This is a genomic window from Microseira sp. BLCC-F43, from assembly GCF_041929235.1.
In the GTDB taxonomy this organism is placed as follows: domain Bacteria; phylum Cyanobacteriota; class Cyanobacteriia; order Cyanobacteriales; family Aerosakkonemataceae; genus Microseira.
Map to the genome: position 1 here is coordinate 1 of NZ_JBHFNP010000048.1, position 14357 is coordinate 14357.

General features: G+C 45.5%; 16 protein-coding genes and 1 pseudogene. 5 read left to right on the plus strand and 12 right to left on the minus strand.

Translation table 11 applies throughout. The features are described from left to right. The 4 genes from ACE1CM_RS08990 to ACE1CM_RS09005 all read right to left on the minus strand — a co-directional run. Nucleotides 1–234, minus strand: a 234-nt coding sequence (locus ACE1CM_RS08990) for a hypothetical protein (RefSeq protein ID WP_374877072.1), incomplete at its 3' end; no start/stop codon positions are given. Nucleotides 235–723: 489 nt separating this feature from the next. Then, nucleotides 724–1083 carry a DUF433 domain-containing protein gene (locus ACE1CM_RS08995; protein ID WP_374877073.1) on the minus strand — a complete coding sequence of 120 codons (360 nt, stop codon included), beginning with the start codon at nt 1081–1083 and terminating at the stop codon, nt 724–726. Further along, entirely contained in the window at nt 1076–1288 is a 213-nt protein-coding gene (locus ACE1CM_RS09000; RefSeq protein WP_374877074.1) for a hypothetical protein, read from the minus strand. The genes ACE1CM_RS08995 and ACE1CM_RS09000 overlap by 8 nt, the downstream gene beginning before the upstream one ends. A gap of 28 nt (nt 1289–1316) precedes the next feature. Further along, entirely contained in the window at nt 1317–2561 is a 1245-nt protein-coding gene (locus ACE1CM_RS09005; protein WP_374877075.1) for a Clp protease N-terminal domain-containing protein, read from the minus strand. A gap of 133 nt (nt 2562–2694) precedes the next feature. Here ACE1CM_RS09005 and ACE1CM_RS09010 point away from each other — a divergent pair, with 133 nt between their 5' ends. Continuing rightward, nucleotides 2695–3522: a Uma2 family endonuclease gene (locus ACE1CM_RS09010; protein WP_374877076.1), complete on the plus strand. Its 828-nt coding sequence runs from the start codon at nt 2695–2697 to the stop codon at nt 3520–3522. Between the two features lie 34 nt (nt 3523–3556). Here ACE1CM_RS09010 and ACE1CM_RS09015 read toward each other — a convergent pair whose 3' ends face one another. From ACE1CM_RS09015 to ACE1CM_RS09040, 6 genes are all read right to left on the minus strand, one after another. Continuing rightward, nucleotides 3557–4768: a protein-glutamine glutaminase family protein gene (locus ACE1CM_RS09015; RefSeq protein WP_374877077.1), complete on the minus strand. Its 1212-nt coding sequence runs from the start codon at nt 4766–4768 to the stop codon at nt 3557–3559. A gap of 129 nt (nt 4769–4897) precedes the next feature. Further along, a complete protein-coding gene (locus ACE1CM_RS09020; RefSeq protein ID WP_374877078.1) occupies nt 4898–5521 on the minus strand; it encodes an immune inhibitor A domain-containing protein in 624 nt (207 codons plus the stop codon). A gap of 2 nt (nt 5522–5523) precedes the next feature. Continuing rightward, complete coding sequence (locus tag ACE1CM_RS09025; protein WP_374877079.1) at nt 5524–6135, minus strand: hypothetical protein; 612 nt, start codon at nt 6133–6135, stop codon at nt 5524–5526. Nucleotides 6136–6157: 22 nt separating this feature from the next. Then, the gene (locus ACE1CM_RS09030; protein ID WP_374877080.1) at nt 6158–7441 is read right to left on the minus strand and encodes a hypothetical protein; all 1284 of its coding nucleotides are present in this window, start codon (nt 7439–7441) and stop codon (nt 6158–6160) included. Between the two features lie 634 nt (nt 7442–8075). Further along, nucleotides 8076–9014 carry a glycerophosphodiester phosphodiesterase family protein gene (locus ACE1CM_RS09035; RefSeq protein WP_374877081.1) on the minus strand — a complete coding sequence of 313 codons (939 nt, stop codon included), beginning with the start codon at nt 9012–9014 and terminating at the stop codon, nt 8076–8078. A 129-nt stretch (nt 9015–9143) separates the two neighbouring features. Next, entirely contained in the window at nt 9144–9326 is a 183-nt protein-coding gene (locus ACE1CM_RS09040; RefSeq protein WP_374877082.1) for a ribbon-helix-helix protein, CopG family, read from the minus strand. A gap of 63 nt (nt 9327–9389) precedes the next feature. Here ACE1CM_RS09040 and ACE1CM_RS09045 point away from each other — a divergent pair, with 63 nt between their 5' ends. From ACE1CM_RS09045 to ACE1CM_RS09055, 3 genes and pseudogenes are all read left to right on the plus strand, one after another. Then, on the plus strand, nt 9390–9572 hold the full coding sequence (locus ACE1CM_RS09045) for a hypothetical protein (protein ID WP_374877083.1): 183 nt from the start codon (nt 9390–9392) through the stop codon (nt 9570–9572). A 564-nt stretch (nt 9573–10136) separates the two neighbouring features. Beyond that, nucleotides 10137–11934: pseudogene (gene ltrA, locus ACE1CM_RS09050) on the plus strand (group II intron reverse transcriptase/maturase). Then, nucleotides 11927–13072, plus strand: a complete 1146-nt coding sequence (locus ACE1CM_RS09055; protein WP_374877084.1) for an RNA-guided endonuclease InsQ/TnpB family protein — start codon at nt 11927–11929, stop codon at nt 13070–13072. The pseudogene ltrA and the gene ACE1CM_RS09055 overlap by 8 nt, the downstream one beginning before the upstream one ends. A 27-nt stretch (nt 13073–13099) precedes the next feature. On the opposite strand, the gene ACE1CM_RS09060 is transcribed toward ACE1CM_RS09055, so the two are convergent. Beyond that, complete coding sequence (locus tag ACE1CM_RS09060) at nt 13100–13573, minus strand: GNAT family N-acetyltransferase (protein ID WP_374877085.1); 474 nt, start codon at nt 13571–13573, stop codon at nt 13100–13102. 59 nt (nt 13574–13632) lie between these two features. Here ACE1CM_RS09060 and ACE1CM_RS09065 point away from each other — a divergent pair, with 59 nt between their 5' ends. After that, nucleotides 13633–13848 (plus strand): transposase, encoded by a 216-nt coding sequence (locus ACE1CM_RS09065; RefSeq protein ID WP_374877086.1) that lies wholly within the window; start codon nt 13633–13635, stop codon nt 13846–13848. On the opposite strand, the gene ACE1CM_RS09070 is transcribed toward ACE1CM_RS09065, so the two are convergent. Beyond that, entirely contained in the window at nt 13828–14202 is a 375-nt protein-coding gene (locus tag ACE1CM_RS09070; protein WP_374877087.1) for a hypothetical protein, read from the minus strand. The two genes, ACE1CM_RS09065 and ACE1CM_RS09070, sit on opposite strands and share 21 nt — an antisense overlap. Nucleotides 14203–14357: the final 155 nt, after the last annotated feature.

A 14357-nucleotide genomic window follows, 5' to 3' on the forward strand; every position in this document is an offset into this window, starting at 1 on the left:
TATTTTAGTGTTTTCCGCAAGCTTTATGGCAATCTGCTTTCTCCTTTTGCCCCTGAACTTTCTCATTTCAGTAATTCGCGCATATATTTTAGTGTTTTCCGCAAGCTTTATGGCAATCTGCTTTCTCCTGTTGCCCCTGAACTTTCTCATTTTAGTAATTGCCGCAGTCATTTTGGTGTTTTCCGCAACCTTTATGGCAATCTGCTTTCTCCTTTTGCCTGTTTGCTTTCTCATTTCAGTAATTCGCGCATATATTTTAGTGTTTTCCGCAAGCCAAATCGCAATTTACTTTCTCCTTTTGCCCCTGAGCTTTCTCATTTCAGTAATTCGCGTATATATTTTAGTGTTTTCCGCCAGCGAAACGGCTGAAAGCTATCTGAGTTTACCCCTGAGCTTTCTGATTTCAGTAATTCCCGCAGTCATTCTCGTTCCCAGAGAGACTCTGGGCATGCTGAAAGCATAGGCAATTCGCCTCTCTTGAGTAGATGGCGAGTCTTCGGCAAATCCTCCTTAAAATGGGTGCATTAGAACATCGGCGACCAAAGATTTGAAACAGGAAGCGAATTTTCATGTACTGTATAACTTTTGATACAACAACGAATTGTTTTCTCTAGCTTGCTGTCTCAGTGTTTGAAAAAGTTGTTCTCCCTCTAACAGATACAGCGATTTTCAATTCTTTTGACCACACCGTAGGGGCACGGCGTAGGTAGGATTTCGGTTTCATCACAAGACTTTCGGTGCCGTGCCCCTACTAGCGATTTGTATTCCACCAAGTTGCAAACCGCTATAAGCATCAATGGCTGTACGATTAGCGAGGTAGAAGGTAATTGCTCTATAAACCTCTTCTAATGTCAGTGCCGGAAATGACTGTACGATACTTTCAGGGGATTGTCCAGCCAGGAAACCATAGACAATTGAATCTAGAGAAATGCGCTTCCCGACAATACGATAGCAACCCTCTCGCTCTTCAATGTATTGTTTTGCTGTAATGATTCCTGCAATCATAATTTCTGTAATTTCCTTGTATCGTTCTGAGCGTGCCACTCGGTTAAAGGTGAACAGTGCGTTACACCTTTTAATCATTCGATTTATAACGTTGTGAAGCCCAACGACAACAGTCCGCAGAGATTTGATCGCGTTCAATCAATTCTTTCACGTTGGTAGTATGTTTTCGACGACGAGATAGGTGGTCAGCACGAGCAGCTTTATTAACAGCAACTTCAGGATCGTAACCCAAATCTAAGTACATTTGAATTGAACTGCTGATGGCTACGTTATCAGGAAGCATGGAACAAATCCTCCTTAAAATGGGTGCATTAGAACATCGGCGACCAAAGATTTGAAACAGGAAGTTCCCAACCGGGTAGTAACTCTGGCACGGTTAACACATCGCGATCGCGCAGTGTCGTGACTGTACCATCAGGGCAATAGATCGTCACAGTTTGCTCATCAGGATCGATCAGCAATCCCACTTTGACACCTAAAGCGATCGCTTGCTGTACTTTCTCCTGCAAACGGGGCAATTGATCGAAAGCAGATTTAATCTCGACAAACATATCCGGTGCTAGTTCTGGATAGATGCGAGGAACTCGCTTGAGACGTTCTGCGGCAACAAAGGCGATCCGGGGAGTTAGCACTTCCCCATCAGGCAGGTGAAATTCTGTGCGATCGCCTATTACCCGTCCCAATTTACGCGGCTCAATCCAGGCAAATAATAAAGCACAAAAGCGCGCGCTAATCTCAGCATAAACAAAGTCCGTAGTTGAATTTTTGCTATATTCAACTAACGAGGTAGCTTGCTTATTTGAGTTAATTTGAGACTCAATTTGAGCAGCAATTCCCAAATCCGCTCCTCTGGGATAAACTTGCAATAGCTGTTGTTCAAGCACTTCTAAATCTACGCCCAACTGCTTGATAACTAATACAGCAACCCCTTCTCCTTTACCTTCCAAGCGATCTTGTTTATTCCCTCGTAGCAAGCCCAAAAGTAGGTTTTCCGTATCAATGTAAAAATGTCCCAACTCGCTAGCCGATTGAGCAGCACAAATCAGCAGCGACTTAGCTCTATGAGTAAAGGGCATACCGATAGAAAGAATTCTGTTACCGCGACCAATAATTTTTTCTACCTCTATTCTGGTTGGTCTATGTTGTACTCCTGCTGCCTTCAAAACTTGAGCCGCAACTCCCGTTCCTTCCTCAATTAAACCCAGCAAAATTTGCTCTGTACCTACAAAATTATGACCGAGGCGACGCGCTTCTGATTGAGCTAGCTTAATGACTTTAACTGCTCTGGGGGTAAATCTGTGGAAAAGTGGCGCATCCGGCAAGTTAGGAAAATTGAACGGCGATTGTTGTGCAAACATAGTTCCTTCCTCCGGCGAGAAAATGGCTTCAATCGGGGTGTTAAATAGTTGGGCAATTTTGAGTGCTAATGGCAAACTGGGGTCATATTTGCCCACTTCCAAGGCATTAATGGTTTGACGGCTGACACCCAAGCGCTCCGCTAGTTGCGCTTGCGACCATTGGTGTTCGGTTCTGAGAACGCGGATGCGATTTTGCATAGGTTGATAGCAAAGCTTGCGGTACGAACATACCCAAGCTGTATCTTTAGTGTAAAAAATAGCTTACTTTATGTCAAGGTAACTTTACATGAGGAGGATCGGCTAAACTTTTGTTATCGGACGGGAGATCCCAATGGTTTCATCTTCCAAGCCAACTTCTACATCCACCGCTTCCACCACAGAGCTAGCCGAGTGCGGCTGGCGTGTTGAGGTCGTGAATCGACCAGATGGCACAACAGAATACATCAAGATTCCGTTAACGGCGGCAGAATTTCTGCACCCCAAGGAAGGATACCGATTGCCCAACAGCACCTTTCACGACGATATTGCCGGTAACGCCAAAGACATCTTGACCCGTCGGTACGCCCAAACCCCAGACGTCGGCGTTTTCCGAGACTTGATTGTTGAATGGGACATCCCCGATCTGGGGGATCACTGTCCAGATACCTTTGTGGCCTTTGGGTTGGTCAATCGAGAGCGCAACCGCAGTAAGTTCATAGTCGCTAACGAGGGGGTAAGACCTTCCCTGATCGTGGAAGTGGTTTCCCCTCGTTACCGCAAACAAGATCGGGAAACCAAAGTAGTAGAATATGCCCGCGCCAGGGTAAACGAGTATGTCATCATCGACCAACGCACCTACCGAGGTCAGGAATTGGAAGAGGTCTTGGGATATCGACTCGTAGGCGGATACTACCAACCGATCACCCCCGATGAAGAAGGACGTATTCTCTGTCAAACCGTTGGCATCTGGATTGGTTTGAAGGATGGTCAGTTGGTGATGGAAGATGCACAAACGGGTGAGCCACTCAAAACCTCCCTGGAGTTAGAGACAGAAAATCAAGCCCTGGAGACAGAAAATCAAGCCCTGGAGGCTGCGAAAGCCCAAGTTGAGCAGCAAGCTTCAGAGATGGCAGCCCTGCTGGCTCGTTACCGGGAAAGGTTTGGCGATTTGCCCGTTTGAGTCCCTGCTTAGTCTGTTGCAACGCTTGCCACAGCTAGCAACGACTGAGAATGACTGCCAATTGCTGCCTTAGAGTAAGAGCTTGCGGGCTAACACGAACGTAAATGTCTCTTTTTACTGAAATGGGAGGATTCTTACTAAGGCATCTGGCGGCAATCGCCTTAACCTTCCAAACACAACTGCTATACGGTGGTGAACCAACAGAACTGGCTGAGCGGAGTTTCAGTTGATTTCGGTAGGTTGTCAAGACTTGCTGAGTCTGGGTGTAATTGGGATCGTACTCGACAAAACCGCTTCGACTCCTATAAAAGACAGATGCGTCTGAAGGTACTAAGGTTGCAGAAGGATCTCCTTGTACGTCAAACCAGATTGTCTGTCGTACAGGACTCAAGAACAATGATGGATCGATAACATAGATCTCCGGGGAACCACCAGTGCTGACAAGGAGCGTGGGTGCAACGTGCCATCCCCATTGGACTTTGCACGAGGGATTATTTTGGGTTGCCGCACGCAACACGCTACCAGCATAGATCCATACTTTCTGAGGTTGCACCCCATTGGCAAGCATCAAACGACACATCTCATGGGCTCGCCCCCAACATCCGTCATCAGGATACAAGAAAGGGATACAGGGTGGTGGTGCGCTCATTGGGTTGCAAGTCTGATCCTTTAACAAATTAAAGATCTCTTGAGCTTTTTGTAGCGTGACAGGAGTAGGCGCAGGCGCACGACTAACCGGCGGTGGCACTTCTATCCCCTCCAGAGGAGGCTTTGGGAGCGACTGGACATCGATAATTTCGTAGCCATCCAGGGTTTCTGTTACCAACACAGGGATTCCTTCTTCCTGGGCAGACTGTAAGGTATTTAACAACTGCTGGAAATCAGGATTTGTACGCCGTAGATAGTGTCGTGCTTGTGAAATCATCAGTTCGACTTCAACGGCATCGCCTGTGTCCGTCGGAGCGATCGCTCCAACCCTTACCTCTCGTGGCAGAAGCAGTTCCGTAATCGCATTTGTTGCTGGATCGATTTCGACATAGACTGGCTCATTGGTCTGACGCAGAGAATCGAGAACATCAGCCCAAACAGCCGACCGAGGGATTGCCATATCTAACCGACCAGAGCGACCGCCTTGGAAGTTCACCGTAACCGCTCTCGACGGTATTTCCCCTGGTCTAGCTTCCAGAGTTTCCCTCGGTGAAGACAGGCTACTAATACTATCGACGAGTGCATTTGGCCTAGTCATTCTTAATACCTCCGTAAATTGGGTTTTCCTAACTTCTTGGAGACATGAGAAACCCACTGTTCTTTAAGCAGCGAGGGGTAGAATTTGTTTGAGTGTTTTTATTGGCTAACAAGTCATCAACATCAGGCATTAAATGGCAACTACGTTTGAGCCAATGTTATTGGCAAAGCGTGTCATCATTCTAGAAGGAACAACATTAGAATTGTTATCCATAATTGTTCCAGTATTGACCGGATTCCTGCCCGGACAGTTAGCATCAGAATATTCATCAACTAGCCCTAGCATGTGTCCAAATTCATGGGCTGCGACTGCACCAGTGTCTTCTGTATCCCAAGTTGTCATGTTACTCCGTTGCGGTCCTGGCCGAACTCGCACAGTATGGTGCTGATTAGTCGTTACCCATTGAACTTCAAACGTCAGTGGACAAGTCATTTCACCAGAGTGACCAACTCCCCAGCGATCGCTCCAAGTCGTTTGAATTCCATTCCTCCAAGTATTTCTCAAGGTATTCATGGTGGCATCGGATATACCAGCATCAGGATTCAACCGAATCCTAATAATGATGTGAGACCATGTTTGCTCGAAGGCGGCTGTCCAACCATAAATACACTCTGACACTCCAAAACTGTGTTGTTGTCGTGCTAGAGGCAGCAATCTAGAGCGCAAAGATCCTCTGCCAAAAGCACCATTGACTGAAAAGCCCCCTGTAATACCTCGGTAGCGACGAGCAACACCTCTAAGACTGATAGCCATGACTAATTTCCTCCCTGCTGCAAGAGTTGTTGAGAGAGATTGGAAAAGGTGTCAATCGCTTCAGCCATCGCTGGTGCGATCGGTTTATTTTGACTTTGTCGATCTTCCTCATCGACTAAGAAATAGAAAGTTGCTTGTTCTCCATCAACCTCAAGAGTGATCGAACCAACCACAGAATCAGGCAAAAATCGAGCTTCCGAACGGGAAACTAAGCTATCTATGCCTTGCCCAACCTGAGTGAGCAAGCTTTGAACTTCAGCAGGGGTAAATTCTGCCGCAGCTTCTTGGGGCGGGTTGGTTCCCGTCACACTGCGTACTGTGGCTAGATTATTGCCAGAGACGCTGAACTCCTCCTCAATTCGCCCTTCGGCTGGCATTCCTCCCGAAACGCGATAGGTGACATTGATGCCTGCCAAATTCCTTTGGTTAAGCCGCTCGCGAAATTTTTGGATCGCTTCAGATTCTAGGGAGTTATTCATCGTTTTTTCCCTCCAATAATTCATCTGACATCCTATTGGAAACACCGTCGAGAATATCAAGGCTGCCAAGACAATTCCTCCAATCGAGGTACTGAGGTAATTAGCTATTAATAACTTCAGATTCTGGAGAGTCATTGGTCAGCCTTTCCTTTCAGACTTACTGAAGCGCAACTAAAATGGGAATTAACCCTTTTCCTGCTTCTAGTGGGCGCAAGGCTTTGCCAATAATCGTGCCAAAAGCTTTGAGCGGATCTGAGGCTTTCATGGCATGACCAGGCGTGGAAGATGTCGTCAGTAAGTCACCCACTTCAATCGGCGCATACTGAGCATCGACTTTGCAGTAAACTTTACCCATTAAGGCTATGGGCATCCGGTGAGTTGACTCAGATTGCTTGTCTAGAATCAAGCCAGGTTTGAGATCGCCAGCCCCGGAAACGACACCTGCAACTTTCTTATCATAAGCTTCTGTGCTTTGGCACAATGAGCCTTCTTCGCCAAGTACCATAACGGTTCCTGGTTCAATCATTTCCAAGTCTTTGACAGCAAATTCTTCCGCACAGTCAGCATTTTGTAAAACTATGTCTCCGGTAACAATCATGTCGCCGTTGACATGTAACTTGGCTTGTGGATTCGCCGTTCCAATGCCAACATTTCCGCTAGGACCGTGAAGGACAAATTGTCCCCATAGATCCTCACCGCCTGGTGTTTTGTAAGCAATTTCCAAGCGATTCCTGGAGGGATCGCCCTGCGGCTGGTCTGAATTGCCCCAAGGATTGTGAATGTGGAACCCACCACCTCCTTCTACGTTTCGCTGTTGGCGCAGAAACATCCAGTCTGACCACGGACTCTGTACTTCGAGCTTGGCCTGTGGATTTGTCGTTCCAATACCGACATTTCCCATCTTCAAACTGATGCCATTGTGCCAATTCCCATCGTATTTATCATAAAAGTTGACAGGATAACCTGTCCCATCGGAATCCAGGTTAATGGCAAATCTTTCATTGCCTTGCGGATCTAAAGCCCCGAAAAAAGTAGATTGGCTCTGTGCCACGATAGGAACATTGTTCGGGAACCCCCCACGTGCTACAACATGAAGTTTCTTAGTGGGATTTGCTGTTCCGATGCCGACGTTCCCTACATTATTGATGACAAATTTAGGTGTCAGATTAGGCGAGCCAAAGTCGTCTTCGTCATAAATTCTTAAGGTATCGTTATCGCCAGGACTCCACAAGACTATGGTATTGCCGTTACAGAAAATGCCTCCCGATTCGGTGCCATCAGCACTTGCTTCTAACCACAAGCCATTGTTATTGTTATCGGGATTAAAATTAGGGGTCTGACCTAATCTCCCTCGGTTTCCGTAATGTAAGGAGACATAATTATCTGCCTTCAAGTAGGCATCTCCATTGCTCTGAAGATTGTCATTAATTACTTGAGTCATTTCTTCCTCCTAGATTAAATTAATTATTTTTTTTGAACTATTCAAAAATCAAGAACCCTGCCGCTGGAAGCTTAATCAACACCGCTTTCCCATTCCTTGCTTCAACTGTCACCGATTGACCCATCTGCGCGGCATCCGTTGAGTAAATGCACTTTAAAATATCCCCTGATCTGTGCAGTTCGTTGTCAATCGTGCCCCAGGCAGTTCTAGGCTAGTCATAGTCGGTATTGATGGCTAACAACATCTCCTGCGCGTTAAAATTTCGCGACTAAGGCACTACTGAACGAATTTGTCCCCTCTGCTGGAGTTAGAGATGGCAGATTGCTATCACGAATCGCTGTTGATGTTTTAGCCATTGGATGGCCTCCCAGTGCGATCGCCCCTCATTCTCGATTGTGCAATAAATATTTTTGCTCGTCACATTAATTTAATGCTTGGCAATCAATTGTTAGAAATTGACACGATCAAGCCTCTCCCGTATTGAGAGCAATATTGTTCCAGATCGGCGATCTCATCCTTGCCCAGGTGAGTGCGACATCAGGTGTGGTTCCCAGATTAGATTTTCCCCAGCGACGTAAATATTCAGAGAATTTTTCCCAAAATCATAAGTCAGCAATACACTAACACCAATATTTTATCTTTTTAGGAGTGGGCCGATTATTTCAATTCGATTGGTCACAATCCCATCGAGGGGCAGTCCTCTAACCTTTTCTAAATCCTCTGCTGTATCAACCATCACATAAACTTTTAGTTTTGCCCGTTGCGCTTGTGACAGAAAAAGGCTAGGCCAACCCGGAACATATTTAAGATAACTTGTTGGTATCCCAATAGCATATCTACCACAAGATAGGGAAATCTTGCCAGAAAACACCATTGTTAAATATTGGGATGTACAATTTTTTACTTCTTTGCGAGTCGGGAATATTTTTTCCACCTCCGGTACTTCCGGCTTTAACAGTTCATACTGTTCATCTCCCGAAAAAAGGTATATGTTTTGACGCTGTTGTGCTGGATATTTTTTTAACGAACTTGCCAGAAGTTTTACTGTTTTTTCAAACGTATCTTTTTGATCGACAAGAAATTTTTGATTGGGAAATTCCCGCATTATTTGATCAAATGTTGGCATCATGCCGATCCCTTGATCGCGAAATGGATAAGTCTTTCCCCCATCGGCAGTATAGCCATATCCAATATCAAGCTTTTTCAGAGTTTGCATATTTTGCTCGTGGGTTACTCCTCGACCATTCGTTCTACAATCAACTGTCCAATCGTGAAACACAGCTAATTGATTATCTGTAGTTGGATGAATGTCAATTTCTACCATATCAGCCCCATACTTAAACGCTTCGCGAATTGAGGGAATGGTATTTTCCAGAAAGTTATGCGTTGGTGGATAAATTATTGTAGCTGTGCATGTATCATTTTTAACGTTGTCCATCGGAAATGTTTGGTGAACACCTCGATGAGCAATCAGCGTAAATAATGATGATGGTTTGGCTGGAAGAGGTCGCGGAAAATAAAGATAGACGAGAATACTTATAACTAAAGTTACAATCCCTCCTAGAAAGAGCAACAGGAATTTACACAGTCTGGTTCTTAATTTTCTCCGTTGTCGAGTTATAGGTTTCCTCATACATCCATATCTGGTGTTTACTCATCTGAGCAATAATCTTACAGAAAAATACGTGAAAGCTCCGTGTCTTTAGACCGGAGTGACCGCGCGAGAATGCGAGTCTCGCGAATGTTTTTTGGGCAAAGGTTCGGGAAGTTTTGCTATTAGGCTACGAATCAACTCAGATTTGGTCATTCCCCGCCTAGCTGCCTCTTCAGTTACTTGGCGCATTTCGTACTCAGTAACTTTCACGTCAATTCTCAAATTTTTCATAATTGTATCCGGTCGAACGTCCCACTTTATAGTATAATAGAAATACAGCAATGGAGGTCGAAAATGCTAGTTCTGGAATACAAAGTCAAAGCCAAATATAATCAGTACAAGGCTATTGAGGAAGCTATCCGAACAGTTCAGTTTGTACGGAATAAATGCTTACGGTACTGGATGGATGCGCCTAAAGAAGCCAAGATTAATGGTTTTGCATTAAGCAAGTATTCTACAGTGCGATTCGTTGGTTAGAAACCAATACCTATAAGGAATTGGGGGATTAACCGCAAGGCATGATCCTTGACAACTAAATGACCATGCAGGTGAAAGACCTGCCCTACAAGCGCTGTAGTGACAGCACTTCCCCTACGGTAGCGACTAGCCATCAATCCGTAAAGCGGGGATGAAAGGTGGCTCTACTGAAAGCCTAGAAACCAGTAACCATCGAGTAAATTACCAATGAGTAGCGAAAGCAAAGATGCATTTTAAAACGTCGTTAACTTGAACCAGTGAAATAAGGCTGAAACACTGGAGCCAAAAGGCACAGGATAAGGAGTTGGCAGAAGTTGACTGACCAACAAGCGCTTCCAATAAAACCCGGCAGACAGCATCGCTCTAAAGGTAAGAAATATGGTCGTTTGGAACGAAGTAACCGCCTGTTTGCTCTCTTGAAAGGTCGAATATCAAGAGTAGGTGCTAACCGTATGCAGCAGGTCGGAAAGATTGAGTCAAAAGCGAAAACCTGGAGTAATGTCTAGGATATGCAGACAGACTCACGATGTATTTGGAAGATAAAGTCTCAATTAGTGAGTAAAAATGTCTAAGACGAGTTTAAAGACTACGGTGGAATGGAACCATGTGAACTGGCAAAAGCTAGAACGCAAGGTTTATAAGCTCCAAAAGAGAATCTACCCTTGCCTCTCAACGTGGTGATGTTAAAGCAGTACGCAGACTCCAAAAGACGTTGATGAAGTCCTGGTCAGCAAGAGCGTTATCGGTTCGTAGAGTCACCCAAGATAACACTGGCAAGAAAACGGCAGGAGTGGACGGGGTAAAATCCCTATCCCCAGCAGCACGGTTAAAGCTAGTAAACAACCTAAGATTGGGATCAAAGGTTAGCCCGACTAGGCGAGTATGGATTCCAAAGCCTGGAACGGAAGAGAAGCGACCTTTGGGCATACCTACAATGAAAGACCGAGCCTTGCAAGCGCTAGTCAAACTGGCAATCGAACCAGAATGGGAAGCGCGATTTGAACCTAATAGCTATGGGTTCAGACCAGGGAGGTCATGCCATGATGCAATCGCAGCAATATTTATAGCAGTCAGGCAGAAACAGAAATACGTTCTGGATGCCGACATAGCCAAATGCTTCGACCGCATCGACCATGAAGCGCTGCTAAACAAACTAAATACATCCCCTACCATCCACCGACAAGTTCGAGCCTGGTTAAAAGCGGGGGTGATGGACAACATGCAGTACTTCGAGACATCTGAGGGTACGCCACAGGGTGGGGTCATCTCCCCTTTACTGGCAAATATCGCCCTCCACGGGATGGAAGAACGGATATTGACAGAATTCCCAAAACTAGAAAGAAAGTCTAGGGAAACATGGTTCCATAAGAAAGGAACGGCTTTCACGCCGCCACAATTAATCCGATATGCCGATGACTTCGTTGTTCTCCACGAAGACATAACCGTTGTCCAAAGATGCAAGGAGATAATCCAGGAATGGTTAAAGGATATTGGCCTAGAATTAAAACCCAGCAAAACGAGACTTGCCCACACTCTCAGAAAGTATGAGCAAGAAAAACCAGGATTCGACTTTCTTGGTTTCACGATACAACAATTTCCAGTAGGAAAGTACCACTCTAAACAGGGTTTTAAAACAATCATCACCCCAAGCAAAACCAAACAAAAGGTACACTGCGAAAAAATAGCTAGTATCATAGACGCCCACAAGTCAGTACCGCAAGCGGGATTAATAAAAAACTTGAACCCAATAATTAAGGGATGGGCAAATTACTATGCAACTGTAGTAAGTAAGGTTACTTACTCAAGAATTGATTATCTCATGTATCAGAAGTTGGAGGCTTGGGCAACACGTCGCCATCCAAACAAAAATAAAGGATGGGTAGCCAATAAATACTGGCACACCGTAGACGGCAATAACTGGGTATTTGCGACCAGGAAAGAAGGGGATAACCCCTATCGGTTATTTTCACATGCCGACACCCCAATAGTGCGACATGTGAAAGTTAAAGGCAAATCGTCTCCATACGACGGCAACCTAGTTTACTGGAGTACAAGAATGGGAGACAACCCAGAAATGCCAAATAGGATATCAAAACTCCTGAAAAAGCAAAAAGGGAAATGCGCCCACTGCTGCTTATACTTCCGCGAGGAAGATGTGATGGAAATTGACCACAAAATCCCCAAATCGCAAGGTGGAAAGGATTCATATGAGAATCGGCAACTCCTTCACAGACATTGCCACGACACAAAGACAGCCCTAGATGGCAGTCTCGGCACACAATCTGGCTGTAATAGTGCCAAGCCTAAGCCCACCAAAAGACTTGAAAAAGTCTCGGATAAATGGGTAATGAGGTATGCGTGACAAGCACCAAATCATTGAGGAGCCGTGTGAGGTGAAAGTCTCATGCACGGTTTTGAAGACCAGCGGGACTGGTGACAGTCTCGCTGAGTTTAATGAACTACGCAACGAATTTGGATTTGTTAAAGACCTCAACTCAATGGCGGTGCAAGCGGCTGCGGAACGCGGATGGTCTGCAATTTCCAGGTTTTACGAGAACTGTAAATCCAAAAAACCTGGGAAAAAGGGTTTTCCACGCTTCCAGAAAGATAACCGTTCGGTTGAGTACAAGACAAGCGGCTGGAAGTTGCATCCAACCAAACGCCGGATTACCTTTAGTGACAAGAAAGGTATTGGTGAGTTAAAGCTATTAGGTAAGTGGGATATTCATACTTACCCGGTTCAATCAATCAAGCGAGTTAGGTTGGTGCGTCGGGCAGATGGCTACTATTGTCAATTTGTACTTGACACTGAAGTCAAAGAACAATTAGAAGCAACCGGAAACGTAATCGGACTAGATGTGGGGCTTGAGTATTTCTATACTGATTCCAACGGACATCAGGAAGAAAATCCGCGCTTTTTGAGGAAAGCTGAGCAGGCTATCAAACATGCTCAACGTCGCATCTACAAAAAAGAATTTGGTAAAAACGGACGCCGTAAGGCAAGAAAGCGATTTGCTAAGAAACACTTGAGAGTAAGTAGGCAACGTAATGAACACGCTCTTAGACTGGCGCGTTGCGTAGTCAAGTTTAACGACTTAGTAGCCTATGAAGACTTAAGCGTTCGGAATATGGTCAAGAACCATTGCTTAGCCAAGTCAATCAGCGATGCTGGGTGGTCACAATTTAGGCAATGGCTTGAATATTTTGCTAGCAAATTCGGGCGCGTTGCTGTTGCAGTTAACCCGCAGTTTACGAGTCAAAAATGCAGCAATTGCGGGACAATTGTGAAGAAATCTCTATCAACTCGCACCCATATTTGTAAGTGTGGGTGTCAATTAAATAGAGATGAAAACGCGGCGATAAATATTTTAAATCTTGCATTGCAAGCTAGGGAGGGGCACTCCCGAAGAAACGCTGTAGAAGTTGGGGTCACTACGCTAGTTGGGGAAACCCTGCTAGGGCAAACTCTGACGTTGATTACAGAATCCCCGGTCTTTTAAGCCGGGGAGTGTCAATGCACAAGCTCACTACCCCTGAGCGGTCAGCGCCTTGCGGTAAACAATTTTGTCATCCCCCGCTTTGTAGAAATCGCGAATCCGCGCTTCCTGTTCATAACCGCACTTGCGGTAGAACGCCCGCGTGCGCTCAAAATCCGGCAGCCCCGACGTTTCCACCAACAGCAAGCGATCGCCTTGCGCCCTCAAAGTTTGCTCAACGTAGCCCAGCAGTGCCGAACCGCGCCCTTGCCCCTGGAGATCGGGTCGGACGGCGATCAGGTACAGGTTCCACGTTCCATCGGTCATCCGTTCCGGCGCGTAGTACGCGACCCCCACCAGCCCGCCGTCATCGTCAGTAACCCAGAAATGGTCGCGACCAAGGCTACCGGCGAAGTATCCAGCCAGCAATTCCCTGAGTTCCTCGATCTCGTTTGGCGCGAAGCCAATCGCTTCGGCGAGGGCGATTAGCGCAGCCGTGTCATCGGGCGTGGTCGGTCGAATCATATTGACATACTCCCCGTATTTCTTTACCTTCTTAAATCCAGGCGGCTGACTCCTTTTTTATGATGTTTTATTTTTTACCAAAAACAGTAAAAACGATCAAAAACTGGTTTGGAGAAATAGTCGGTTACTTTGAGCAGAAAACGACTAATGCTATGGTTGAGGGAATAAATAACCGCTTAAAAGTTTTAAAACGTTGTGCTTTCGGCTTTAAAAATTTCGATGATTTTGCCAAAATAGCTTTACTACATTGGCATCTAACTGATAGTTTGGCATAATATGTCCTGGAGAACCACTTTCTCTATTTGCTTGCGTAACCTTTGCAATATTAATAGTCTATATGTAGCTGCTTGATATGCTTCCTTAGATGGCGAACTTCCCAATTTATCCAACATTTCATCAGTTTCTTGAACAATGGCATCGCGCCAGAAATCGCTCAGCTTTCGGCGATTCATTCCCTCAAGTTGAATTACAGGAACTTCTACAGGCTCTCCATCGACTTTCATCTCCTTGATTTCAGATTTACCTATTCTAGAAAACTCCGAGCGAGCAAGCCACTGATAAAACTCCTCTGAAACCGCGATCGCTTCTGCTTCTTCTTTATCTTCCCAGTAGAATGTAATATCTAACATTAGTCTTCCTCCTGAGCCTCAGATTCCATAAACTCTTTTACCGGGACATTTTCTGCATAGGCGATATCATACTCATCAGTAGGTTTTATATTGCTTATGCCGTCACCATTTCAGGTGTTGAATCAGGAGACACAGGCTCAAAGTGCAACACCATA

Coding starts and splice junctions, on each gene's coding strand:
- ACE1CM_RS08995 (WP_374877073.1), bottom strand. CDS start 1,083: ATGATTAAAAGGTGTAACGCACTGTTCACCTTTAACCGAGTGGCACGC.
- ACE1CM_RS09000 (WP_374877074.1), bottom strand. CDS start 1,288: ATGCTTCCTGATAACGTAGCCATCAGCAGTTCAATTCAAATGTACTTA.
- ACE1CM_RS09005 (WP_374877075.1), bottom strand. CDS start 2,561: ATGCAAAATCGCATCCGCGTTCTCAGAACCGAACACCAATGGTCGCAA.
- ACE1CM_RS09010 (WP_374877076.1), top strand. CDS start 2,695: ATGGTTTCATCTTCCAAGCCAACTTCTACATCCACCGCTTCCACCACA.
- ACE1CM_RS09015 (WP_374877077.1), bottom strand. CDS start 4,768: ATGACTAGGCCAAATGCACTCGTCGATAGTATTAGTAGCCTGTCTTCA.
- ACE1CM_RS09020 (WP_374877078.1), bottom strand. CDS start 5,521: ATGGCTATCAGTCTTAGAGGTGTTGCTCGTCGCTACCGAGGTATTACA.
- ACE1CM_RS09025 (WP_374877079.1), bottom strand. CDS start 6,135: ATGACTCTCCAGAATCTGAAGTTATTAATAGCTAATTACCTCAGTACC.
- ACE1CM_RS09030 (WP_374877080.1), bottom strand. CDS start 7,441: ATGACTCAAGTAATTAATGACAATCTTCAGAGCAATGGAGATGCCTAC.
- ACE1CM_RS09040 (WP_374877082.1), bottom strand. CDS start 9,326: ATGAAAAATTTGAGAATTGACGTGAAAGTTACTGAGTACGAAATGCGC.
- ACE1CM_RS09045 (WP_374877083.1), top strand. CDS start 9,390: ATGCTAGTTCTGGAATACAAAGTCAAAGCCAAATATAATCAGTACAAG.
- ACE1CM_RS09055 (WP_374877084.1), top strand. CDS start 11,927: ATGCGTGACAAGCACCAAATCATTGAGGAGCCGTGTGAGGTGAAAGTC.
- ACE1CM_RS09060 (WP_374877085.1), bottom strand. CDS start 13,573: ATGATTCGACCGACCACGCCCGATGACACGGCTGCGCTAATCGCCCTC.
- ACE1CM_RS09065 (WP_374877086.1), top strand. CDS start 13,633: ATGATGTTTTATTTTTTACCAAAAACAGTAAAAACGATCAAAAACTGG.
- ACE1CM_RS09070 (WP_374877087.1), bottom strand. CDS start 14,202: ATGTTAGATATTACATTCTACTGGGAAGATAAAGAAGAAGCAGAAGCG.